The following is a 20,997-nucleotide window of genomic DNA, read 5'->3' as shown; positions in this document are numbered from 1 at the left end:
GCTCCGTCCTCCCCGGAGGTTGCCCACGGTGACTCTGCTCAGCGTGATCGTCCCGGTCTACCAGGTACGGGAGTACCTGGCCGACTGCCTGGACTCCATCCTCGGCCAGTCCTTCCGTGATCTGGAGCTGGTGGCGGTGGACGACGCCTCGACCGACGGCTGCGCCGCGGTCCTGGCCCGGTACGCCGCCCGCGACCCTCGGCTGGTCGTGGTCACCCTCGACCGCAACCAGGGGCTCGGTGCGGCCCGCAACACCGGCCTGGCCCGGGCCACCGGCGAGTACGTGTGGTTCGTCGACGGCGACGACTGGCTGCCGGAGGGAAGCCTCGCCGCCGTCGCCGACCGGCTCACCCGGACCCGGCCGGACCTGCTGGTCACCGCCTACACCCGGCACTACCCGGGCGGCGGCACCCGGCACCTGTCGCTCGCCCAGGTCGCCGCCGGCCGCCCGGCACCGGAGACGTTCACCCTGCGGGAGCGGCCCGCCCTGCTCTCGGTGCTGCACATCACCTGCAACAAGGTGATCCGGCGCCGGTTCCTCGTCGACCTGGACCTACCCTTCGGTCCGGGCTGGTACGAGGACGTCTCGTTCAGTTTCCCGCTGATGCTCGCCGCCGGGCGGATCACGCTGCTCGACCGCTGCTGCTACGCGTACCGGCAGCGTGCGGAGGGGGCGATCACCGCCACGGTCAGTGGACGGCACTTCGAGGTCTTCGCGCACTGGGACCGGGTCCTGGCCGGCCTGGACGCCGATCCGGAGGTGCCGGCCGACCTGCGTCACCTGATCTTCCAGCGGATGATCTGGCACCTGTTGCAGGTCCTCGGGCATCCCCGCCGGGTGCCGCCGGAGCGGCGTCGGGAGTTCTTCGCCGAGATCGTCACCCGGTACCGGGCGCACCTGCCCCCGGCCGGCTACCAGCCGCCGGGTGGCACGCTCGGGGTCAAGCACCGGTTGCTCGGTCGCGGCGCCTACGGGCTCTTCGCCGCGCTCCAGGTCGCCCGTCGGGCGCACCTCGGCGTGGTCGCCCGGGTCCGGCATCCGCGGGTTGGGGCGCAGCACACCGCCGGCCCGCCCGGCGCGGCGCCGACCGTGCCCGGCAGCCGGGCCGCGGGTACGGTCTCCGGGAAGCTGACCGACCGGCTGGGCTGACCGCGAGCATGCCGGGCCGGTTCGTCAGTGGTGAACCGGCCGGTGGACCGATCGCCGCCGCACCGCGACCGGCCCGGGTCGGCCGGGTCCGGCCCGGCCGTGTTCGCCGAGCGGGCCGACCTGCCAACCCCGGTGCAGGCACTCGTCGAGCAGGTACGGCAGCGCGGCGAGACTGGCCCGCCAGGCACCCGGCGCCGAGGTGCAGTCGGAGTCGTGCAGCAACACCGTGCCGCCTCCGCCCAGCCCGTCCAGCAGGGTGTCGAGCACCGAGGCGCGGGTCGCCGACCGGGTCCAGTCCCGCCCCCAACAGGTCCAGAGCACCGGGGTCAGGCCCAGCCGGCGGGCGGCGACCAGCGCGGCGGCGCTGAGCACCCCGTACGGCGGCCGGAAGAACCGGGGAACCCGGCCGGTCACCGCGCCGATCAGCTCGTGGGTCCGCGCCAGGTCGCGGTAGGTGGCGCGCGGGCCGCGCAGCAGGAGGTTGCGGTGTCCCCAGCCGTGCACCGCCACCTCGTGCCCGGCGGCGGCGATATCCAGGCCGAGTTCCGGCGCACGGGCCAGCATGGAGCCGAGCAGAAAGAACGTCGCGCGGATCCGGTGCGCGGCGAGGGCCTCGACGAAGAGCGGGGTGGAGACCGGGTCGGGGCCGTCGTCGAAGGTGAGTGCGACGTGGCCGGGGGCGCCGCGCCCGCTCAGCCGGGGAAAGAACCGCAGCCGTACGCCGGGCAGCACCGTCACCGCCGGCACCACCTGGGCGGCCAGCGCGGCACCGACGGTCGTCGCCGGTACCGTGCTGGCACGCACCCGTTCCTCCACCCGCCACACCATCGCGGCTGCGGTTACCCGGGCGGCCGGCGTTCATCCTCACCCGGACGGGTGGCCCCGATCGCCCGTCGGTCCGTGGCTCGCCCGTCGGTCCGTGGCTCGCCCGCCGTCCGGTCCGGTGTGCCGCAGGTCGTCGGCCGAGGTTTGCCGGAGCCCGGGCCGGGGTAGCCGGCGCCGTCGACACCGGCGAGATCCGGCCCGCCGAGGGCCGGAGGACGGAGGAGACGGATGCGCGGGCGACCTGCGGCACGAGTGGCGGTGGTCACCGGAGCGAGTGCCGGGGTGGGCCGGGCGACGGCCCGGTTACTGGCCCGCCGGGGGATGCGGCTGGCGCTGCTGGCCCGCGGCGAGACCGGCCTGCACGCCGTGGCCGAGGATGTGCGCGCCAACGGCGGCGTCGCGCTGCCGATCGAGACGGACGTGTCGGAGCACTCCCAGGTGGAGGCGGCTGCGGAGCGGGCGACAAGCGAACTCGGGCCGATCGACCTCTGGATCAACGACGCCTTCACCTCGGTCTTCGCGCCGTTCGAGGAGATCGGCCCGGAGGAGTTCCGCCGGGTGACCGAGGTCTGCTATCTCGGCTACGTCTACGGCACCCGGGTCGCACTCGACCGGATGCTGCCCCGCGGAACGGGCACCATCGTCCAGGTCGGTTCGGCGCTGGCCTACCGGTCGATCCCGCTCCAGTCGGCGTACTGCGGGGCGAAGCACGCCATCGTCGGTTTCACCGAGTCGTTGCGCTGCGAGCTGCTGCACGACCGGAGCCCGGTGCGGGTCACCATGGTGCAGCTGCCGGCGGTGAACACCCCGCAGTTCGACTGGGTGCTGTCCCGGCTGCGCAACCGTGCCCAGCCGGTGCCACCGATCTACCAGCCCGAGGTCGCGGCCAGGGCGATCGTGTACGCCGCCGACCATCCGGAGCGGCGGGAGTACTGGGTCGGCGCCTCGACCGTCGGCACCATCCTCGGCAACCGGTTCGTACCCGGGCTGCTCGACCGCTACCTGGCCCGGACCGGCTACGCCAGTCAGCAGACGGACCAGCCGACCGACCCGGACCGCCCGACCAACCTCTGGCACCCGGTCGACGACGGCGGCGAGGCGGACCAGGGCGCGCACGGCTCGTTCGACGCGCGGTCGCGGGGGCGTAGCCCGCAACTGTGGCTGTCCCGGCACCGGAGGGTGCTGACCGCCGGGCTGCTGTCGGCGGGTGCGGTTGCCGGTGTGCTCTTCGGCACAGCGCCCTGGCGCCGGCGGTAGCCGGGCAACCACCACCGGCCAACCTGGACGGCTGTTCGCACCGCCGCAGGTTACGCGGTTGGTGAATAGCCGACAGCAGATTGTCGATAACTGCGGACGAAGGATGCCCTTCGATGCCTCCGAGGCGCCACGATTACTGATAGTCGTTGTCCGGCAACGCTATTACCGGAAATCTGGTCTTGCCATTTCGGAAGTGGAACCGGGTATGCTGTCTGCCGTTCAGAGTCGCCGGATACCGCATGGTGCCGGCGCTGATCGCCGCCTAATCGCCGCACGGCGAGCCGGGGACCCACGCACCCCTGGGGTGAATCCGCGAGAGCGGTAGGGACCACTTCCATCCCGAACCCGTCAGCTAACCCGGTCGGCGGCCGACGGAAGGGATACATGTGAGGGCACCCCTACGCCGAAGGCTGGCGACTGCCCTGGCACTGCTCACCGCCGCAGCACTGGTCGTGGTCCCGTCGGAGGCGTCGGCGGCGCCGAAGCCGGCCCCGCAGGAGGAGGCCGACTCGCCGCTCCTCGGCGACGTGCTCGCCAGTGCCGGCAAGCGACTCGCGGAGGCAAAGGCCGAGCTCGCCAAGTCCAAGAAGCGGCAGGCCCAGCTCGGCACCCAGCTGCGGCAGGCGGAGGCCAGGCTGGCGGCACTCGCACCGGAGGCGAGCGAGATCGCGGCCGCGTCCTACCGCAGCGGCAAGCTCAGCGCGATCTCGATGCTGTTGGGCAACGGCAACGCCGGCGAGACCGACTCGTTCATCGAGCGGATGTCGGCGCTCAACGAGCTGAACCTGTTCAACAACAGCAAGCTCCGGTCGCTGAACGAGGCGCGTGAGCAGGTCGGCGCGGCCAAGAAGGCCATCGACGACGAGGTCGCCAAGCAGGCCGCCCAGGAAAAGGTCATCAAGAAGCAGCAGACGGACGCGCAGAAGGCCCTCGCCCTGGTGGGTGGCAGGTCGCGTCCGGACAAGGGGCTGGTGGAGGCCACTTCTCCGGTCGCCCGACCCGGGCCGGGGATGGACGACGGCTTCCCGTCGCTGCCGTGCAACAAGGACGATCCCACCACCGGCGGCTGCATCACCGCCCGGACCCTGCACATGTACAACGAGGTACGTCGCGCCGGCTTCAAGAGGTTCGTCGGCTGCTTCCGTCCGGGCGGGCCCTTCGAGCACCCCAAGGGACGGGCGTGTGACTGGTCGTTGCGCAACTCCGGGTTCAGCCGGGCCGCCAACGACGACCAGATGAAGTACGGCAACGACCTCGCCGCGTTCCTGATCCGCAACTCGGACCGGCTCGGGATCCTCTACGTGATCTGGTACAGGGAGATCTGGTTCCCGGGCGAGGGCTGGAGATCGTACAGCGGCCCGAGCGACCACACCGACCACGTGCACGTGTCGATGCTGTAGCCGGGCGGTCGCACCCGACCTCCGAACGATCGCCCCGTCACCCGGGCACCGGGTGGCGGGGCGATCGGCGCGCGGGGCCGGCCGGGTGCCGGGGACAGCGGCGCGGCTCGGCTGGCATGATCGGCGGATGGCCGTCATCGACGTCGTCCGGGGCGACATCACCCGGGAGCAGGTGGACGCGATCGTCACCGCCGCCAACGAGTCGCTGCTCGGCGGCGGTGGTGTGGACGGTGCGATCCACCGTGCCGCCGGGCCCCGGCTGGCCGAGGCGGGCGGGGCGATCGCCCCCTGCCCGCCGGGCGAGGCGATGGCGACGCCCGCCTTCGACCTCGACCCGCCCGTCCGGCACGTCATCCACACCGTCGGACCCGTCTGGCGGGGTGGCGGGTACGGCGAGGCCGAGGTGCTCGCCTCCTGCTATCGCCGCTGCCTGGCGGTCGCCGATGAGCTGGGCGCGCGAAGCGTCGCCTTCCCGGCCATCGCCACCGGGGTCTACGGCTTTCCCGCCGACCGGGCGGCCCGGATCGCGGTCGGGACGCTCCGCTCCACCCCGTCGCAGGTGGAGCGGATCAGGTTGGTCGCCTTCGACGAGACGACCCTGACGCTGCTGCGGGCGGCGCTCGACCCGCCGGAGACGAACGCCTCGACCGGCTGATGGTCCAGCCGCAGCCCGAGTTCCGGGAGCCCACCGGCGCGGCCGGCGGCATTGAGCGGCCTCGCTACGCTGGCAGCATGCCGTTCAGCCTTGTCCGGGGCGCCGCCCTGGCGCTCGGCATCGCCGCCTTCCTGAGCCGGCTCGCGGTGACCCGGTGGGTGGAACCGGTCACCGACCGGATCGAGCCCCCCGAGCTGGGACTGCTGATCCACGTGCTGGCGCTGGTGGCGAGCGTGGTCGTGCCGCTCGTCGTCTTCGCGCGGACCGTTGCCCCGCCGCAACTGCGTCCCGCCACGTTCACGGTCGACGCCACGGCGCGCCGGTTCGTCGCCGGTGCCTTTCCCCGCTCGCAGGGGGTGCTGGCGATCGCGATGCTCTGGTTCGCCGGAGGTCTCGTCGTGCTGGACCGCTGGCCCGACCGGGAGGGGCCGGGCTTCCACGACTGGCCGTCCGAGACCTATCACGCGATGCTCTTCGCCGTCGTCCTCGGGATGGCGGTGGCGATGCCGTTTCTCCGGCAGGCGAGCATCGCGCTGGAACCGGGCGGGATCGCCCTGCGGGGGGTGCGGGGGCGCACCACCATCGCCTGGGAGGAGTTGGCACCGGATGGTCCGCCGGCACCGGCGCCGGTCAGCCCGCGCATCATCCTCCACCGCCGGGACTGGCATCCGGGGCCGGGCTCACCCCGTGGCACGGAGCTACCGGTCGGACTGCTGAACGTGCAACCCGACTTCCTCGCCGCGGCGATCCGCGAGTACGTCGCACATCCCCGGTTCCGCGCCGGGATCGGCACCGCCACGGAGTTGGACCGGCTGCACGCCAGCCTCGCGGCGCGACCGAGCGGCGGCGGGGTGGAGACGGGCGACACCGGGCCCCGAAAGCGCAGCTGAGGCCCCGACCGATCCCGCTTCGGCAGGGGGCGCGGTCGGGGCTGAGCGGTGAGGACCATCCATGCCTCCTTAAGCGGCGATGCCAGTGCCGTCCCCTGCGATCATGGCGTCCTCCCGCAACCTCGGTCGGCGGCGGGCGGGGCCGGCCGTCACCCGGGTCGCACGACCTCCCGGCGACGCCACGGATCGGGCAGCAGATGAGCGGCCAGCGCCAGCGTCGAGACGACGGCGAGGGCCGCGAAGCCGAGCATGACCACGTGCGGGCTCCACCGCTGCGCGAGCCAGCCGGCCAGGGTGAAGGTGACGCCCTGGATGGCCATGATGCCGGTGGGGACCAGGCCCAGGGCCTGCCCCCGCATGGACTCCGGGACGGCGTCGAGGAAACGCCGCTGCACCCCGAGTTGGTAGGCGGCGCCGATGTTGGCGAAACCGGCCACGGCGACGCTGAGCCAGAGGCCAGGCTGGAGGACGAAGGCCAGGTACGGGACGGTCAGCAGCAGCGCCAGGGCGAGGGCGAGCTGCTCGCGTCTGCGGGGGCCGAGGAAGCGGGCGACGGCGATGTCGCCGAGCAGCATCCCGCCGGCCGCCGCCCCGAAGAGCAGGCCGGCGGCGGACGGGACGTTCCAGCCGGCGGAGTATGGGACGAAGAGCGCCTCCGCGCCGGCCACCAGCACCAGCGGCAGCCACTGCACCAGCAGCAGTCCCCGGGTCGTCCGGCTGCGCAGTAGCCACCGGTTGACGGACCAGGTCTGCCGGATGGTCGAGCCCTGGTCGCGTCCCCGGGGCGGCCGTTCGGCCAGGCCGAACCGGTACGCCGCCGCGGTGACCGTGCAGCCGGCCGCCACCGCCACGAACGCGCCGTTCGGACCGACCGTGGCGAGCGCCAGGCCGCCGAGGGCCGCCCCGGCGATCTGGGCGCTCGACGCGATCATGTTCATCACCGACCTGCCCAGCACGTACGCGTCCCCGTCGAGCAGGTCGGGCAGGAGCGCCGACCGGACCGCCGTGTTGACCGGCGCCAGCACGTTGGCGGTGAGGACGAGCAGCAGCATCGCCCAGACCGGTAGGTATCCGAGGGCCAGCACGACGGCGACCGCCGCGCGGAGCAGTTCCAGCAGGACCAGGGCCCGGCGCGGGCGGGCCCGGTCGGCGATGGCGAGCAGGAACGTCGCGCCCACGAGATGCGGGAGGAAGCCGGCGGCCAGTGCCAGCGCCGCCAGCAGCGGAGACCGGGTCTCCCGGTAGACCACCACCGACAGGGTCAGCGTGACCACCATGGAAAAGGTCAGTTGCAGCGCCGACCCGGCGGCCAGCAGCCGGAACTCCGGCACCGCGAAGATGTCACGGTAGCGGGCTGGTTCGTCCTGCTCCGGCGCGCCGGTAGCGGTGGCGACCACGACGGCGTCACCCGCTGGTGGTGCGGACGGGCCGCAGCCAGGCGGCCAGCGTCACCGGGTCGGGGCGGTGGCCGGAGAGTTCGTCGACGCGTCGGTGGACGGCGCGTACCAGTTCCGGATGCTGCATCAGCATCTCGCTGGCCTCCGTCGCGGGGGCCTGCTCCCGGTAGGCCAGGGCGAGGCCGCTCCACGCGGAGTCGGTGCCGCCGTCGGCGGCGATCTGGCGCAGGTATTCCGTCACCGCGGTCTCGTGCCGGTCCAGCAGGTAGCACAGGTCGGCCGGGTTGGCGCCGGGCACCTCCCGCGCCAGTCGCTGGGGGTCGTCGCCGAGCCGCTCCGTCCGACCGGGCTCGGCCAGCAGCAGGTAGAGCAGGGTGAGACGGGGGTTGCTGCGGTGCGTCGCGGCCCGAGGGGGCAGGCTGATCCGTACGGCGCCGGCTGCCGGGGGTGCGGCCTCGCCGGCGACCCAGGACCGGGCCAGCGGGTCCACGTCGTCGGGAGCGGGCTGCCACAGGAGCCGCCAGCCGATCCGGCGGTCCGTGGTGGCGGCCTCGGCGAGCCGTAGCGGAGCCGGTGGGACCGGCTCCGACGCCCACCGCCGGAGCTCCCCGTCGAGGAGGGCGAGAAAGCGCCCGCCCGCCTCGGTCAGCGGGCCGTCGGCGCGGGCGGTCGCGGTCGCCTCGATGGTCTGGTCCCGCCAGTGGGCGAACTCCACGTGTGCCAGCGCGGCCGGGTCGTCGTCGCGATGGCGCCGGACCCGCCAGAAGTCGGTGACGCCGAGATGGGCGTAGATGCCCTGTAGCAGGGCGCCGAACGGCCGGGGGTCGTCGCGCCAGGGCGCGAAGTAGCGTGGCCGGTCGTCGGGTTCGTAGAGGGGTAGCAGGTCGAGCAGGGCGCCCAGCTTGCCGTGCTGGAACTCGTGGACGAGCGTGAGTGCGAGCCCGGGAGCGTCACGCGGGGTGGTCAGCGCCACCGCTCCGAACGCGTCCATCGAGGTCACCGCCGAGCTGCGCCGCCGGGGATCGTCCCGCATCGGGACCAGGGAGCGCAGGCCGGCCGCCAGTCCCGGGGCGTACCGGGGATGGTCCCGGCAGAGCAGCCGCCAGCCCTCGTCGAACGCCACCGCGAACCGCTCGGCCTCCTCGGCCCGGAGCCGTGCCGCGACCGGCAGGTGCCCGCAGTCGCGGAACGGGTCCAGGTCGTCGAGGTGGACCTCCAGCGGCACGGGACCCTCGCTGCGCAGTACGCGGATCGGCGTCCAGCCCGGACCGTCGGCTCGCGGATCCGCCGGAAGCGCCACCGGGGTACCGCCGCCGGCCACCTCGCCCTCGCCGGCGGCGCAGACCAGGGTCGCCCAACCGCGGTCGGGGGCGTCGGCGACGCGCGCCACGCCGAGCGAGGGCAGCGCGACGCACCCGTGTCGCGACGGGACCGGGATCGTCAGCTCCTGTCCGGCGCGGATCGCGGCCGCGCCCGCCACGGCGGCGAGGTGGCCGACCTCGGCGGTCAGTTCGTCGTCGGCCGGCGCACCCTGCCGGACCCGTCGCAGGCACCGGGCGGCCCACGCGCCGACGTGCGGATGGGTCAGCAGCTCCAGGACCGTCTCCGGGGCGGAGCGCTGGACGTCGGCGAGCGCGTCGAACTGGTGCCGGGCCAGGGCCGCCAGCCGGCTGCCGGGATGGCGTTCGTCGATCGACGTCAGCAGCCGGTGCAGCCGCAGGGTGGTCTTGACCGCCTGGCCGGCGCGGAGTACGGCGACGGTGCCGGCCGTCGCGCCACCGACGGCGAGCTCGGCCACCTGCGCGTCGGAGAGCTTCGGCATGCCGGTCATCGGGCTGCTCCCGGCGGAGGGGTGTCGAGGTCGCGGGCCACGGTGTCCCTGATGTGGGTGATCAGCTTCTTCAGGTCGGCGCAGTAGACCGAGGGGTTGAGGAAGCCGTTGCCCGGATCGTAGCGGTGCGGGTAGTAGCCGCCGCCGCAGATGCGGTGCACGGCGCAGCTCTGACAGGTGCCCGAGAGCCCGGCGTGACCGAGCTGCCGGGCCGCGATCGACGGATGCCCGAGGACGTCGTCCATCGAGTCGTCGAAGACGTTCAGGCCGGTCCTCGCCGCCCCCTGCGCCGTCGACTTGAGGGTGTCGACCTGTTGCAGCGTCCCGTCGGTCTCCACGACCACCAACGCCACCGGCGACAGACCGATCATCTCGGTCCTGCTCGGTGCGCCGAACATCGTCGCCATGATCTCCTCGAAGTAGCGGACGCGCGTCTCCCGGCCGCCCGAGGCGTACCAGCGGTCGAAGATGGTGGACAGCCAGTCCGCGTACTCGGTGCCGCCGGCCGCCCCGCGCCGGGCCGGTGGGGTGCCCCAGTTCGCGTGCGGCAGCAGAAAGTCGACGGAGGGCGGCGCGAACTCCAGCAGCGCCTCGTAGGTGGCGATCGGATCGTTGGCGATGTCGATGGTGCAGAGCAGCCCCGAGTACAGCTGCCGGTAGTCGTGCCGGAGCAGGTGCAGGGCGCGGGCCACCTGTGCGTAGCTGCCCTTTCCGTTGGCATACCGCCGATGGGAGTCGTTGGCGGCGGGACCACCGTCGATGCTGACGGCCACCGCCACGTCCAGCTCCGCCAGCACCGCCAGGAACGGGCCGTCCAGCAGGACTCCGTTGGTCTGCAGCCCGAAGTGGACCGCCGTCTGCGCGCCGACGGTGCTCCGTACCGTCGAGACGATCTCGCGGACGGGCTCGGGGCCGGCGAGCAGCGGCTCCCCGCCGTGCAGGACGACCTGCACGGCGGAGAGCCGGTGCCGTCGGGCATGTTCGGCTATGCGCCGGGAGGCCGCCCCGACCACCGCCGCGGCCATCCTCACCGGCTGGTCGCGCCAGCTCTGGTCGGCCATGCCGTAGACGTAGCAGTAGTCGCACGCGAGGTTGCACCTACTGTTGATCTTGAGGATGTACTGGCGGATGGGACGGGGCCGCCACCCGGTTGCCCGCAACCCGTCGACGTCGAGGACGTCGTCGGGCCAGAGCCGATGGCCGCGGGTCGACGGCATTCCGAGGTCTACGCTCATTGCAACTCCTTCACAACCCCGTCGACGTGACGACCATCGGCTGCCTGGCGGGGCCTAGATGAAGGAGGCGAAGGCGGCCGAGTTCTTGCCTTCGTCGCCGTCGTCGTCCAGGGCGCGCTCCAGGGTCCGGCTCAGGACCGGGTTGTCGCCCTCGCTCAGTCGGGCGAGCGACGGGATGGCGAACTCGGGGGTCTCGTGGTGAGCGGAATCGTGCGGTGGAGTCATTTTCTCCACATCCCTTCGTACAACCGTGGGTGTCTCGGACCCGACGGCAGGAGCCGGAGGGCGATCCGGATTCGCCGTAGCCGCTGCCCCGGGTGCCGATGAACATCTCGTACGAGTGGCGATCACGGTAACGCTAACGATCATCGATTTGTCATGGCTCTGTCACACGTGACGGTGGCGGTGGCGGTGGCCGTCGCGATGGCAGCGGGCTGCTGAGTGAACCCGTCGACGCCCGCGTGCGTGCTCCGGCACGAAGAGTGTTCCAGGAGTACGGATGGAGATCTTTCATGATCCGACGTAATGTCCTGACCGGCCTCGCCGCGCTGGGGGTCGCCGCCGCGGTCGGCACCCCGGAGAAGGCGGGCGCACACCCGTCCCGGAAGCCGTTCCCCAGCACCCTCGACCTGCCCGACGGCTGGATGCCGGAAGGGATCACCATCGGCGCGCTGCCGTTCGCGTACTTCGGCTCCCGGGCCGACGGGTCGATCTACCGGGCGAACCTGGCTACCGGCGAGGGACGGGTGATCAGTCGGGGGCCGGGGGAGGGTTTCCCCTCGATCGGGCTCAAACTGGACGATCGGGGCCGGCTCTTCGTCGCGGGCGGCACCGCCGGCACCGGTCGGATCGTGGACGCCTGGAGTGGCCGGCTGCTCGCCGATCTCAGCTTCACCACCGAGCCGAGCTTCGTCAACGACGTGGTCCTGACGCCGCACGCGGCGTACTTCACCGACTCGACGAACCCGGTGCTCTACGTCGTACCGACCGGCCGGCGTGCCGAGGTGCGGCGGTTGCCGCTGACCGGGGAGATGGCCTACACCACCGGATTCAACGCCAACGGCATCTGCCGGACACCGGACGGCCGGGCGCTGCTGGTGGTGCAGTCCAGCACCGGCCTGCTGTTCCACGTCGACCCGCGCTCGGGGGTGACCCGGCAGGTCGACCTGGGCGGGGAACTGCTGACCAACGGGGACGGGCTGCTGCTCGAGGGGCGCACCCTCTACGCGGTGCTCAACCAGCTCAACACGGTGGCGGTGCTGCGGCTGTCCCGGGACGGCCGCTCGGGGCGGATCGTCGATCGGCTCACCGACCCCCGGTTCGACGTCCCGACCACCGTCGCCTCGTACGGCAACCGGCTCTACCTGCCGAACGCGCGCTTCAGCACCCCGCCGACGCCCGAGACCCCGTACACGGCGGTGGCCGTCCGCAAGCCGTGAGAGCATTCGGGGTTTGACAGCCTTCGATGTATGGATTTCCATTGGTCGATGGTGACCGGGTGGCTCGCCCGGGTCACCTCGACGATGGTGTCCTGGGGGTTGACATGCGTTTTCGGAAGGTCGGCCGGGTCCGGGCGGCCGGTGCGACCGCGTTTGCCGCGCTGTTGCTGATACCGCTGGCCGGCTGCGGCGACGATGACGGCGGCGGCGGTGACGGTGATGGTGACGGGAAGACCCTCACCTACTGGGCCAGCAACCAGGGCGCCAGCCTGGAGGAGGACCGGAAGGTCCTGCGGCCGGAGCTCGACAAGTTCGAGCGGCGGACCGGGATCACGGTCGACCTCGAGGTGATCGGCTGGCCGGACCTGCTCAACCGGATCCTCGCCGCCACCACCTCCGGGCAGGGCCCCGACGTGCTCAACATCGACAACGCCTGGTCCGCCTCGTTGCAGGCGACCGGGGCCTTCCTGCCGTTCGAGGCGGCCGAGCTGCAGACGCTCGGCGGTCCCGAGCGGTTCCTCGGGCCGAGCTTCTCGGCGACCGGCGCGGCCGGGCAGCCGCCGACCTCGATGCCGCTCTACGGGCTCGCGCACGGGCTCTTCTATCACAAGCGGCTCTTCGCCGAGGCGGGCATCGACAGCCCGCCGGAGAACTGGACCGAGTTCGTCGAGGTCGGCAGGAAGCTCACCAGAGACGGCCAGTGGGGGCTGGCGATCGAGGGTGCCAGCCCCCGGGCGAACGCCCAGCACGCCTTCGTCCTCGGCCAGCAGCACGGGGTGGAGGTCTTCGACACCACCGGCAAGCCGCAGTTCACCACTCACCACCTGCTGATGGCGCTGCAGCAGTACGTCGACCTCATGGCCACTCACAAGATCGTCAACCCGAGCAACGCCGGGTACAGCACCGCCGACCAGCCGATCGGCGACTTCGCCAAGGGTAGGGCGGCGATGCTGCTCGGGCAGAACAACGCGGTGGGGGTGCTCGCCGCCGCCGGGATGAAGCCCGAGGAGTACGGCGTGGCGCCGATCCCGATCGCCGACCCGCTACCGCCGGGCGGCCGCCGGGTGAACAGCCACGTCGCCGGGATCAACGTCTCGGTCTTCAAGGAGACCGACAACCGGGCCGGCGCCCTCGAGCTGGTGAAGTTCCTGACCAGCAGCGAGGAGCAGCAGATCCTCAACAAGGCGTTCGGGTCGCTGCCGGTGGTCAAGGACGCCTACTCCGACCCGGCCTTCCAGACCCCGCTGATGAGGGTCTTCCGGGACGTACTGGCGGACACCGCCGCGCCGCTGCCGCAGGTGCCCGAGGAAGGCCGGTACGAGACCACCGTGGGCGGCGCTGTCCGGGACCTCTTCGCCAAGGTCGCCAGTGGGCAGCCGGTCGGCGAGCCGGAGATCATGGCGGCGCTCAGCAAGGCCCAACAGGAGATGGGCACCGGTGGCTGAACGCTGCGACGCTTCCCGGCGCAGGGGCTGACGGCGAGCGCGGTGAAGTGAGCCGCGGTCGGCCCGTCCGCACCGGACGGACCGGCAGTGCCATCGGGAGGCGGAGAGCGGCTAGCTGGCGCCGCCCGTCAGGTCGCCGTGCGGGACGGCCGGAGGCACGGCCATGCTCAGCCGCACCCGGACGCCGTCGGCACTGCTGTGCAGCTCGACCGTGTCGGCGAGTTCCCGGGCCAGCCAGAGTCCCATCCCGCCGTTGGCGGAGGGCCGGGGGCGGCTGCTGGGCAGATGCGGCAGCGGGTCGGCAAAGCCCGGCCCCCGGTCGCGGACCTCGCAGACGAGATGCCCTCTCCGCCAGAGCCGCATCTCGCCCCGTCCGCCGCCGTGCCGGATCGCGTTGGTCATCGCCTCGTTGACCGCGGTCACGAAGTCGTCCAGCCGCTCGCCGGTGAGCCCGGCCGCCCGGAGGCAGTCGGTCAGCATCCGGCGTATCTCGGTAACTCTCTCACCGTCGAAGTCGGCATGGAGCAGCAGAGGGCCATGCTGCGTCTCCGTCCGTTGATCCGGCAACGGACCGTCAGTCATGGCGCCTCCAAGATCACCGCGGATTCGTCACGGTACAGCGGACCGTACCCAGCGGTGCCGGAGTCAATCAAAGGTGATCGGATATCCGGCCGTCGGGACCCCATCCGCTGGCCGATTGGTGAAGCGGCGCCCGGCGATGCTACTGAGAGTGAATTGCGCAGCACAGCGCGTAGGCGACCTCCCCGCCGCTGACGTCGCCATGCGAGCTGACGAACCGGTCCGCCTTCAGATTGTGCACCCTGCCGGACTGGAAGCGGTAGCCGGCGCCGACCTCCAGCAGATCGACGCAGGGCTGGGCCACCTCCGGCGTCTTCAGTGCCCCGTTGCGCCCGATGCCCCCGTACGGGTCGTTCGCGTCGCCCAGGCCGGCGCCGGCCTGCCGGGCCAGCCGGGAGGCGGCGGCGTACGCCAGCCCGACCGCCCGGTCGTTGACGGTGTGCGTGATCAGCATCGGACCGGTCAGGTGCCGGTCGGCCAGCACCGGCCGGAACAGCCCGTCGTCGCCTCGGCCGTTGAAGTTCGCCGCGAAGGCGTGGTGGCTGAACGCACCCTGCAGCAGGGTGCAGGAGTGCAGCCCACGGTGCCGCGCGGCGGCGGCGGCCAGCACGCGGGCACCGAAGGAATGGCCGGCCAGATGCAGCCGGACCGTCGGTGTCGCCGTGGCCAGCCCGGCCAGCAGCGTGGCGACGCCGCCCGCACCGACCCTCCCGGCACGGTCCTTCATCGTGTAGTAGGTGGTCACGTTCAACAGGCCGCGCGCCTGGCGCAGCACACCGCCGAAGTCCAGCCCGAGCCAGGCCGCGCCGCCCTCCGGCACAGGTCCGGCCGCGCCGCCGTCCGGCGCCATCCCGGCCGCACCCCCCGACCACTCCGGTAGGCCGGCGTCGAACTCCGGGCCACCCGCCGCCGGGAAGACCTCCTCCGGGTCGCCGTCGAGCAGCGCCCTCGGCGGCGGATCCTCGTCCACCGCCGTGCCGGCCGGAGCCGGCTCGACCGGTACGGCCGGAATCTGCTGCCGCAGGGTGTCGAGGAACTCCCGCCGGGCCTCGGTGGACGCTGCCAGCCTCGGCACCAGCGCGGTCAGCAGGGTGGCCCGGGCCGGATCCTCGATCCGGGTCGCGATCGCCTCGGCCAGCGATGTGACCCCGTCGGCGACACCGGCACCACCGCCGGCCACCTCGTCCTCGTCCGACCAGCGGATCGACGGCCAGAGCGCGCCCACCACGGCCAGGGTCCGGGACGCGGCCCCGGGGACGGCCGGGCGGACCGCCGCCAGGCTGTCGGTCAGCCGCTGGTAGAGGCGGCGGGCCTGCGGGATGTCGTTGTTCCAGCCGTGGCAGAGCACGAGCACGTCCGTCGCGCCGGACGCGGCGACCAGCTCCACCGCGGCCCGTCGCTGGCTCTCGTCGTGAACCGCACCGGTGGACTCGATCTCCACCTCGGCGTACGGAAACTGCATCTTCGCACCTCATCCGAAGGGAAACGGCAACGGGAACGATCAGACCGACTGGAGGGCCCGCATCGCGTCGACGAGCCCGTGGCCCTGGAACGAGCGGTCCCGGCCGAGGTCGGTGGCGGAGTTGAGCAGCGCGCGCTTGACCCGGTGCGGGCGGCCGATGAACTCCTGGTGCACGGACATGAACGCCGCCGCCACGCCGGAGACGTGCGGCGCCGCCATCGAGGTGCCGGAGTTCTCCACGTAGGTCGCGCCGGGAACACTGGCGAGCGCCTGCTCCAGCAGCCGGCCGGTACCCGCGCTGATCACGCGCTCGCCGGGCGCCACCAGGTCCGGCTTGGCCCGGCCGTCCCCGGTGGGCCCCTTCGACGAGAAGTAGGAGACGCCGGAGGCGTGCGGCTGGCACGAGGTGGCGCCGACCGTGATGGCCAGTTCGGCGTTGCCCGGGTCGTTGATGGTCAGGTCGAAGGCCGTCCGCATCCGCCGGCCGCCGGCGTCGATGACGTAGCCGTACCCGGTGTTGCCGGCCGCCGCCACCACGACCACGCCGGACTGCACCAGCCGGTTGACCTCCCGGCAGACCGGGCTGAGCCCGGTGGCGAACCAGGTCGGGTCGAAGGGATAGCCGACCGAGAGGTTGACGCCGTGCACGAGCAACTCCCGGCCGTAGTCGTTGAGCTCCTGGATGTACTCCAGCGCGGCGAGCACCGCCGCCATGTCGCCGGAGCCGTCGTCCCGGAGGATCTTGCAGGAGAGCAGCCGGCAGCGCGGCGCCATCCCGCTGATCGACCGCAGGTGCAGCCGCTCGGCTCGCATGCCGCTGCCGTCCGGCTGATAGAAGGTGGCCGCGCTCAACGGGGCATCGCTCTCCGCGACGATCTGTTCACCGGCCAGGATCCCGGCCACGTGCGTGCCGTGCCCGGCCCGGTCCCTCGTCGCCTCGGCGTCGCTGGCGTCCACGAAGGAGCGGTGCGCCAGCGGTGGGGTCAACGCCAGGTTGCCGTGCCGCTGGAAGTGCGCGTGCCCCTCGTCGATGCCGGAATCCAGCACCGCCCAGACGATCTCCTGCCCGTACGCGTTGAAGGCGCGGTGCGCCGCCTGGCACTTGGTGGTCACCACGGAGCGGTGGATGAGCGGCTGGACCTCGAAGTTCGGCCAGATCCGGTGGATCGCCGAGCGCGGGGCCGGGCCGGCGCCGACCGTCGACGGCGGCGGCTCCTCGGTGGCCACGCCCTGCCGTGCCGCCTGCTCCGCCAGCTCGGCCTCCACCTCCGCCCGCTCCTGGGCGACCTCCTCGGCCTCCTCGGCGTCGGCGGCCACCAGGGCACGGATCTGCGTGGCGGTCAGGGCGGTGCTGACGTAGGAACCGATCGGCCGGACCGGTGTCTCCGCGTCGGCGACCTGCTCGACCAGTTCCTGGACCCGGATCTGCGCCCCACGTACGCCGCCGAGATAGCGGGTACGCAGCTCGATCACCACACCGATCGGCGCGTCGCCGGAGGAGCGCATCTGCTCCTGGAGCGGCCGGGCGATGACGGAGTCGGTGACCAGGCTGGGTGAGGTGGGCACCGGAGAGAGCCGGCTGGTCCGCTCGCCGCTGCCGGCGCCATGCTCCGCCGAACCGCTGCCGGCGCCATGCTCCGCCGAACCCAACCCCGTGGGCCGCGGCTCTGCCGGACGGCCCGGATCGGCGCTGTCCTCATCCATCGATTCCTCCCGTCACTTCCGACCATCCATCGTTTCCCGGTGAAAGGCCGGAGAAAAGTGGCGGACGTGGATCCGACAGTCACCGCCGCCGTGCGGCGCCGGTGCCGAAGGCCGCGCTGGCCAGCGGCACCCGTACCGGCTGGCGGCCGTTGAACCGGAACCGCAGCAGGTCGGCCGTTGCGGCGACCGACACGCCGAGGTCGGTGGCGCGGCGGTCCGCCGCCCACTCCACAAGCGTCGCGGGATCGCGCAGTGGCCCGGTGAAGTGCAGCAGGGTGGCGTACCAGATGTCCCGGGAGAAGTCAGCCTCGAACCGGGCGTCGGCGCCGAGTTCGGTGCCGAGCCGCGCCGCGAAGCGGTCCGCCGCCGAGTCGACCGGGTGCGCGCAGGCCATCACGCCGGACGGGGTCAGGGTCACCCCCCGCAGCTCCAGCCGGACCGGCCGGCAGGCCGCGGCGGCCCGCCGCACCGCCGAGGCGCACCGGCGGACCAGCGGATCGCCGTCCGGCACGCTGCTCCGGTGCGCCTCGATCGCCCGTACCGTGACGTGCACCGCCTCCGGCGCACCCGTCGGCCAGTGGTCCGGGCCGGCGATGGCGAGCGCCTCGGCGGTCAGCGCCGCCAGCCGGGCGGTGCAGGCCCGGTCCGGCGGCAGGACCACCGACAGCCCCCATCGACCGCCGTCCACCGGCGGTGAGTCGCGGTGGTGCGTGCCGGCCAGGATCGCGTCGCGTCCCCGCGCGAAGAGTCGGTCGAACGCGGCGCCGTGGCCGGTGCCCGCACCGGCGACCTCCCGCCCCGGGCTACTCACCGTCGTCGAAGAGCCGGCGGAGCAGTCCGGCCTGCCGGGGGAACTGGAAACCGGCACCCCCCTCGTGCCCGTTGTACGGCCACACGGTGATCTCCTTCTCCGCCCCGGCGTAGTGGTTGTAGGCGGCGTAGACGGTCGAGGGCGGGCAGACCGCGTCCATCAGCGCGACCGAGAAGAGCGCCGGTGCGCCGGCCCGGCTGGCGAAGTTGAGCCCGTCGAAGTAGCTGAGGGTGCGGAACGCCTGCTCGACGTCGGCCCGGTGCGTCCGGAGATACGTCACCAACTCCTGGTACGGCATGGCGTCGGTGATCTCGGTCGCCCGCCGGTAGTGGCAGAGGAAGGGGACGTTCGGCAGCACCGCCGCGAGCCCTTCCACCAGTCCGGAGACCGCGATGCTGATCCCGCCGCCCTGGCTGGCGCCGGCCACCACCACCCGGTCCGGGTCGACCCGGGCATGTGCCCGGGCGGCGTCCACGGCCCGGACCGCGTCGGTGAAGACCCGGCGGTAGTAGTAGGCGGCGGGGTCGAGGAGACCACGGGTCATGAAGCCGGGGGTCTGGGGCAGGCCGACCGGGTCCGGATCCGGGGTGTCGCCGACGAGATAGCCGTTGCTGCCCTGGCCCCGGGTGTCCATCACCAGGTGCGCGTAGCCGGCGGCGCTCCACGCCAGCCACTCGTGCGGCAGGCCGCGCCCGCCGCCGTACCCGATGTATTCGACCACGCAGGGGAGCCGGCCGCCGTGGTGCCGGGGGAGCAGGAACCAGCCCCGTACCGGCTGGCCGGCGAAGCCGGAGAAGGTGACGTCGAAGACGTCGACGGTGGCCAGACCGGCGTCGTACGGCTCGAACCGTGCCGGCGTGCCGGCGTCCCGCGCCTGGCGCAGGGTCTCCGCCCAGAATTCGTCGAAATCGGCCGGCTCGTCGCGTTTCGGCAGATAGTCGCGCAGTTGGTCCAGTGGCCAGTCGACAAGCATCACCGTCTCCTTTCGTCGTCGCGGGCCGGGGTGCGGCTCCGCGAGCGGCCCCGGCCGCGAGCCGGGTCGTCCCGAAGCCGGAGGGTATCGGCCGGGCAGGCGGTGCCCACGTCCCGGGCTGCCGCGAGCAAGGGCTACCGCCGGCACGTGGAAGCACCGGGATTGACGATTGCCCCGGTATCGATGGGCCGTTAGGTTCGAGATTCCGGCGGAGACGGCGCGCGGTCCGCCTCCGCCGCCGGGACGGTGGGGAGGCGTCGGTTGTCTGATCTGTGGCACGTCCTGGGTGACCTCGACCGGTTGATGGAGTCCGTCCAGCGCGAGGCGGACGCGGCCCGCGACCGGCAGCAGACGACGCAGGGCTCGGCCTCCGGCAGCGCTCTGGACGGCCGGGTGAGCGTGCGGCTCGCCGCCGACGGGCGGGTCGCCGAGTTCCGGCTCGCCGACGAGGTGATGGGCATGCGCGCCGGCGAGCTTGCCGAGGGGATCACCAGGGCGTTCAACGAGGCGTGGCTCGCCGCGCGCTCCGACGACCCGGCGGCCGCCGCCGCGACCGCGGTGGATCCGGCGGCCCTGGCGGAACAGATCCGCGAGGTACGGGAGCAGGGCATGCGGAGCATGCGGGCGATCACCGAGTCGCTGACGGACGCCATGGCCCGGATCGAGCGGCGGGCCCGGTGAGCGCGTCGACGGAGGTCTCTCCGGAAGGGCTCTGGCGCTCCTCCGACGAGCTTGCCGAGGTCGGCGCGCGGACCGACGCGCTGCTCGACACGTTCCAGCAGCGGCTGGACTCGTTCGGCGAGCCGTGGGGCACCGACGAGCTCGGTGCGGCCATCGGCGGCGTCTACAGCGCCGCGCACGCCATGGCGATGAACTGCTACAACTCCAATCTCGAGACCATGGACGGCTACGCCGAACGGCTGGGCGTCGTGGCGTTCCTCTTCGCCGAGGCGGACCAGGACAGCAGGGCGCAGGCCCGGGCCCTGCTCGACAGCCAGTGGTTCAGCCAGCCGTAGGAGGCCGTGGTGGGGATCGAGTTGCCGTCCGCCCTGGTGGAGCTCCTCTCCACCATCGGCTTCCAGTGGCCGGAGAGTGACGAGACGAGGCTGCAGGAGCTGGCGCAGGCGTGGAGCGAGTTCTCCGGTCAGCTCGACGCCCAGGTCGTCGCCGCCGACACCGTCGCGGCCGGCGTCTGGACGGCGAACCAGGCCGAGATGGCGGACGTGTTCCGGACCAGCTGGACCAGGGACGCCGCCCCGACCCAGCGGCTGGCCGGCGGCGCCACCGGCGCGGAGATCATCGGTGCCGGCCTGCTGACGTGCGCCGGCATCGTCCTGGCGCTCAAGCTCGCCATCATCGCCCAGGCCACCCTGACGGCGATCGCGATAGGCGTGGCGATCGCCACCGGCGGCCTGGCGGCAGCCGGTGTCGCCGTGCTGCGCGAGGGCCTCCGGCGCATCCTGGACTGGCTCCTGCACGACGCGATCATGAAGGTGGTCAATGGCTAGACGCCGGGTGCGGGGACGCCTCGCCGGCGCCGCGGCAAAGGGCGTCATGCGGGCGCTGCGGACGGTCGTCAGGGACGGCGAGAAGCTGCCGGCCGTCCCGAAACGCCTGGTCGACCGGATGAAGCGGGATCCCTACCGGCGCCCCAAGAACTACCGGCGGGGCGTACGCGACAAGGTGTGGGCGGCGGCGAAGGGCGCGGACGGCAGGGTCAGGGACCCGCTCACCGGCAGGGTGCTGAACAGGTCCCGGTGGGACATGGGGCACAAACCCGGCTACGAGTTCCGCAAGCACCAGGCCAGCGCCCGCCTCCGGCGGATCAGCCGCAAGCAGTTCCTCGACGAGTACAACAACCCGGCGCACTACCGGCCGGAGCTACCATCATCGAACCGCGGCCGCGCGGGCGAGGACCTCACCGACGACTACCTGGGACCCTAG

Annotated in this window: 21 protein-coding genes and 1 riboswitch; of the genes, 11 read left to right on the top strand and 10 right to left on the bottom strand. The window is 72.7% G+C overall.

The features are described 5' to 3' along the window. The first annotated feature begins 28 nt into the window (after nucleotides 1-28). The gene (locus ACN27G_RS22890; protein ID WP_421494822.1) at nucleotides 29-1,150 is read left to right on the top strand and encodes a glycosyltransferase family 2 protein; all 1,122 of its coding nucleotides are present in this window, start codon (nucleotides 29-31) and stop codon (nucleotides 1,148-1,150) included. Nucleotides 1,151-1,174: 24 nt separating this feature from the next. Here the strand turns inward: ACN27G_RS22890 and ACN27G_RS22885 are convergent, their stop codons facing one another. Then, a complete protein-coding gene (locus ACN27G_RS22885; RefSeq protein ID WP_421494821.1) occupies nucleotides 1,175-1,954 on the bottom strand; it encodes a polysaccharide deacetylase family protein in 780 nt (259 codons plus the stop codon). Nucleotides 1,955-2,203: 249 nt separating this feature from the next. On the opposite strand from ACN27G_RS22885, the gene ACN27G_RS22880 reads away from it, so the two are divergent. The 4 genes from ACN27G_RS22880 (at nucleotide 2,204) to ACN27G_RS22865 (ending at nucleotide 6,177) form a co-directional block, all read left to right on the top strand. Next, on the top strand, nucleotides 2,204-3,232 hold the full coding sequence (locus tag ACN27G_RS22880) for an SDR family oxidoreductase (protein WP_421494820.1): 1,029 nt from the start codon (nucleotides 2,204-2,206) through the stop codon (nucleotides 3,230-3,232). Nucleotides 3,233-3,481: 249 nt separating this feature from the next. Continuing rightward, nucleotides 3,482-3,615, top strand: a riboswitch (cyclic di-AMP (ydaO/yuaA leader). A gap of 3 nt (nucleotides 3,616-3,618) precedes the next feature. Next, nucleotides 3,619-4,632, top strand: coding sequence for a coiled-coil domain-containing protein (locus tag ACN27G_RS22875; RefSeq protein ID WP_421494819.1), 1,014 nt, complete (start codon nucleotides 3,619-3,621; stop codon nucleotides 4,630-4,632). A 127-nt stretch (nucleotides 4,633-4,759) separates the two neighbouring features. Further along, on the top strand, nucleotides 4,760-5,287 hold the full coding sequence (locus ACN27G_RS22870) for an O-acetyl-ADP-ribose deacetylase (RefSeq protein WP_421494818.1): 528 nt from the start codon (nucleotides 4,760-4,762) through the stop codon (nucleotides 5,285-5,287). A gap of 77 nt (nucleotides 5,288-5,364) precedes the next feature. Beyond that, nucleotides 5,365-6,177 (top strand): hypothetical protein, encoded by an 813-nt coding sequence (locus ACN27G_RS22865; protein WP_421494817.1) that lies wholly within the window; start codon nucleotides 5,365-5,367, stop codon nucleotides 6,175-6,177. 149 nt (nucleotides 6,178-6,326) lie between these two features. On the opposite strand, the gene ACN27G_RS22860 is transcribed toward ACN27G_RS22865, so the two are convergent. The 4 genes from ACN27G_RS22860 to ACN27G_RS22845 are packed head-to-tail and all read right to left on the bottom strand — an operon-like array spanning nucleotide 6,327 to nucleotide 10,865. Continuing rightward, nucleotides 6,327-7,574, bottom strand: a complete 1,248-nt coding sequence (locus ACN27G_RS22860; RefSeq protein ID WP_421494816.1) for an MFS transporter — start codon at nucleotides 7,572-7,574, stop codon at nucleotides 6,327-6,329. Nucleotides 7,575-7,581: 7 nt separating this feature from the next. Next, nucleotides 7,582-9,405: an HEXXH motif domain-containing protein gene (locus ACN27G_RS22855; RefSeq protein WP_421494815.1), complete on the bottom strand. Its 1,824-nt coding sequence runs from the start codon at nucleotides 9,403-9,405 to the stop codon at nucleotides 7,582-7,584. Beyond that, nucleotides 9,402-10,640, bottom strand: coding sequence for an FxsB family cyclophane-forming radical SAM/SPASM peptide maturase (locus ACN27G_RS22850; RefSeq protein ID WP_421494814.1), 1,239 nt, complete (start codon nucleotides 10,638-10,640; stop codon nucleotides 9,402-9,404). Before ACN27G_RS22850 ends, ACN27G_RS22855 begins: the two co-directional genes overlap by 4 nt. Before the next feature lie 54 nt (nucleotides 10,641-10,694). Beyond that, a complete protein-coding gene (locus ACN27G_RS22845; RefSeq protein WP_421494813.1) occupies nucleotides 10,695-10,865 on the bottom strand; it encodes a hypothetical protein in 171 nt (56 codons plus the stop codon). A gap of 287 nt (nucleotides 10,866-11,152) precedes the next feature. Here ACN27G_RS22845 and ACN27G_RS22840 point away from each other — a divergent pair, with 287 nt between their 5' ends. Together ACN27G_RS22840 and ACN27G_RS22835 are read left to right on the top strand one after the other, a co-directional pair. After that, nucleotides 11,153-12,079, top strand: a complete 927-nt coding sequence (locus tag ACN27G_RS22840; RefSeq protein WP_421494812.1) for an SMP-30/gluconolactonase/LRE family protein — start codon at nucleotides 11,153-11,155, stop codon at nucleotides 12,077-12,079. A gap of 104 nt (nucleotides 12,080-12,183) precedes the next feature. Continuing rightward, on the top strand, nucleotides 12,184-13,524 hold the full coding sequence (locus ACN27G_RS22835) for an extracellular solute-binding protein (protein WP_421494811.1): 1,341 nt from the start codon (nucleotides 12,184-12,186) through the stop codon (nucleotides 13,522-13,524). A gap of 111 nt (nucleotides 13,525-13,635) precedes the next feature. Here ACN27G_RS22835 and ACN27G_RS22830 read toward each other — a convergent pair whose 3' ends face one another. The 5 genes from ACN27G_RS22830 to ACN27G_RS22810 form a co-directional block, all read right to left on the bottom strand. Continuing rightward, nucleotides 13,636-14,106, bottom strand: coding sequence for an ATP-binding protein (locus ACN27G_RS22830; protein ID WP_421494810.1), 471 nt, complete (start codon nucleotides 14,104-14,106; stop codon nucleotides 13,636-13,638). Nucleotides 14,107-14,245: 139 nt separating this feature from the next. Beyond that, nucleotides 14,246-15,565: a hypothetical protein gene (locus ACN27G_RS22825; RefSeq protein ID WP_421494809.1), complete on the bottom strand. Its 1,320-nt coding sequence runs from the start codon at nucleotides 15,563-15,565 to the stop codon at nucleotides 14,246-14,248. A 39-nt stretch (nucleotides 15,566-15,604) separates the two neighbouring features. Continuing rightward, nucleotides 15,605-17,269, bottom strand: a complete 1,665-nt coding sequence (locus ACN27G_RS22820) for a S8 family peptidase (RefSeq protein WP_421494808.1) — start codon at nucleotides 17,267-17,269, stop codon at nucleotides 15,605-15,607. Nucleotides 17,270-17,348: 79 nt separating this feature from the next. Next, the gene (locus ACN27G_RS22815; RefSeq protein WP_421494807.1) at nucleotides 17,349-18,080 is read right to left on the bottom strand and encodes a hypothetical protein; all 732 of its coding nucleotides are present in this window, start codon (nucleotides 18,078-18,080) and stop codon (nucleotides 17,349-17,351) included. Beyond that, the gene (locus ACN27G_RS22810; protein WP_421494806.1) at nucleotides 18,073-19,053 is read right to left on the bottom strand and encodes an acetylxylan esterase; all 981 of its coding nucleotides are present in this window, start codon (nucleotides 19,051-19,053) and stop codon (nucleotides 18,073-18,075) included. The genes ACN27G_RS22815 and ACN27G_RS22810 overlap by 8 nt, the downstream gene beginning before the upstream one ends. 261 nt (nucleotides 19,054-19,314) lie before the next feature. Between ACN27G_RS22810 and ACN27G_RS22805 the strand changes: the two genes are divergently transcribed. Genes ACN27G_RS22805 through ACN27G_RS22790 form a run of 4 tightly spaced genes read left to right on the top strand, consistent with a single transcriptional unit; the run spans nucleotide 19,315 to nucleotide 20,997 of the window. Next, the gene (locus tag ACN27G_RS22805; RefSeq protein WP_421494805.1) at nucleotides 19,315-19,734 is read left to right on the top strand and encodes a hypothetical protein; all 420 of its coding nucleotides are present in this window, start codon (nucleotides 19,315-19,317) and stop codon (nucleotides 19,732-19,734) included. Further along, nucleotides 19,731-20,069: a hypothetical protein gene (locus ACN27G_RS22800; protein WP_421494804.1), complete on the top strand. Its 339-nt coding sequence runs from the start codon at nucleotides 19,731-19,733 to the stop codon at nucleotides 20,067-20,069. Before ACN27G_RS22805 ends, ACN27G_RS22800 begins: the two co-directional genes overlap by 4 nt. 9 nt (nucleotides 20,070-20,078) lie before the next feature. Then, nucleotides 20,079-20,561: a hypothetical protein gene (locus ACN27G_RS22795; RefSeq protein WP_421494803.1), complete on the top strand. Its 483-nt coding sequence runs from the start codon at nucleotides 20,079-20,081 to the stop codon at nucleotides 20,559-20,561. Further along, nucleotides 20,554-20,997, top strand: a complete 444-nt coding sequence (locus ACN27G_RS22790; protein ID WP_421494802.1) for an HNH/ENDO VII family nuclease — start codon at nucleotides 20,554-20,556, stop codon at nucleotides 20,995-20,997. The genes ACN27G_RS22795 and ACN27G_RS22790 overlap by 8 nt, the downstream gene beginning before the upstream one ends.

This window comes from Plantactinospora sp. WMMB334 (assembly GCF_049179095.1).
Taxonomy (GTDB): domain Bacteria; phylum Actinomycetota; class Actinomycetes; order Mycobacteriales; family Micromonosporaceae; genus Plantactinospora.
The sequence above is the reverse complement of the archived record's forward strand: the minus strand, read 5'-3'. Positions and strand labels throughout refer to the sequence as shown.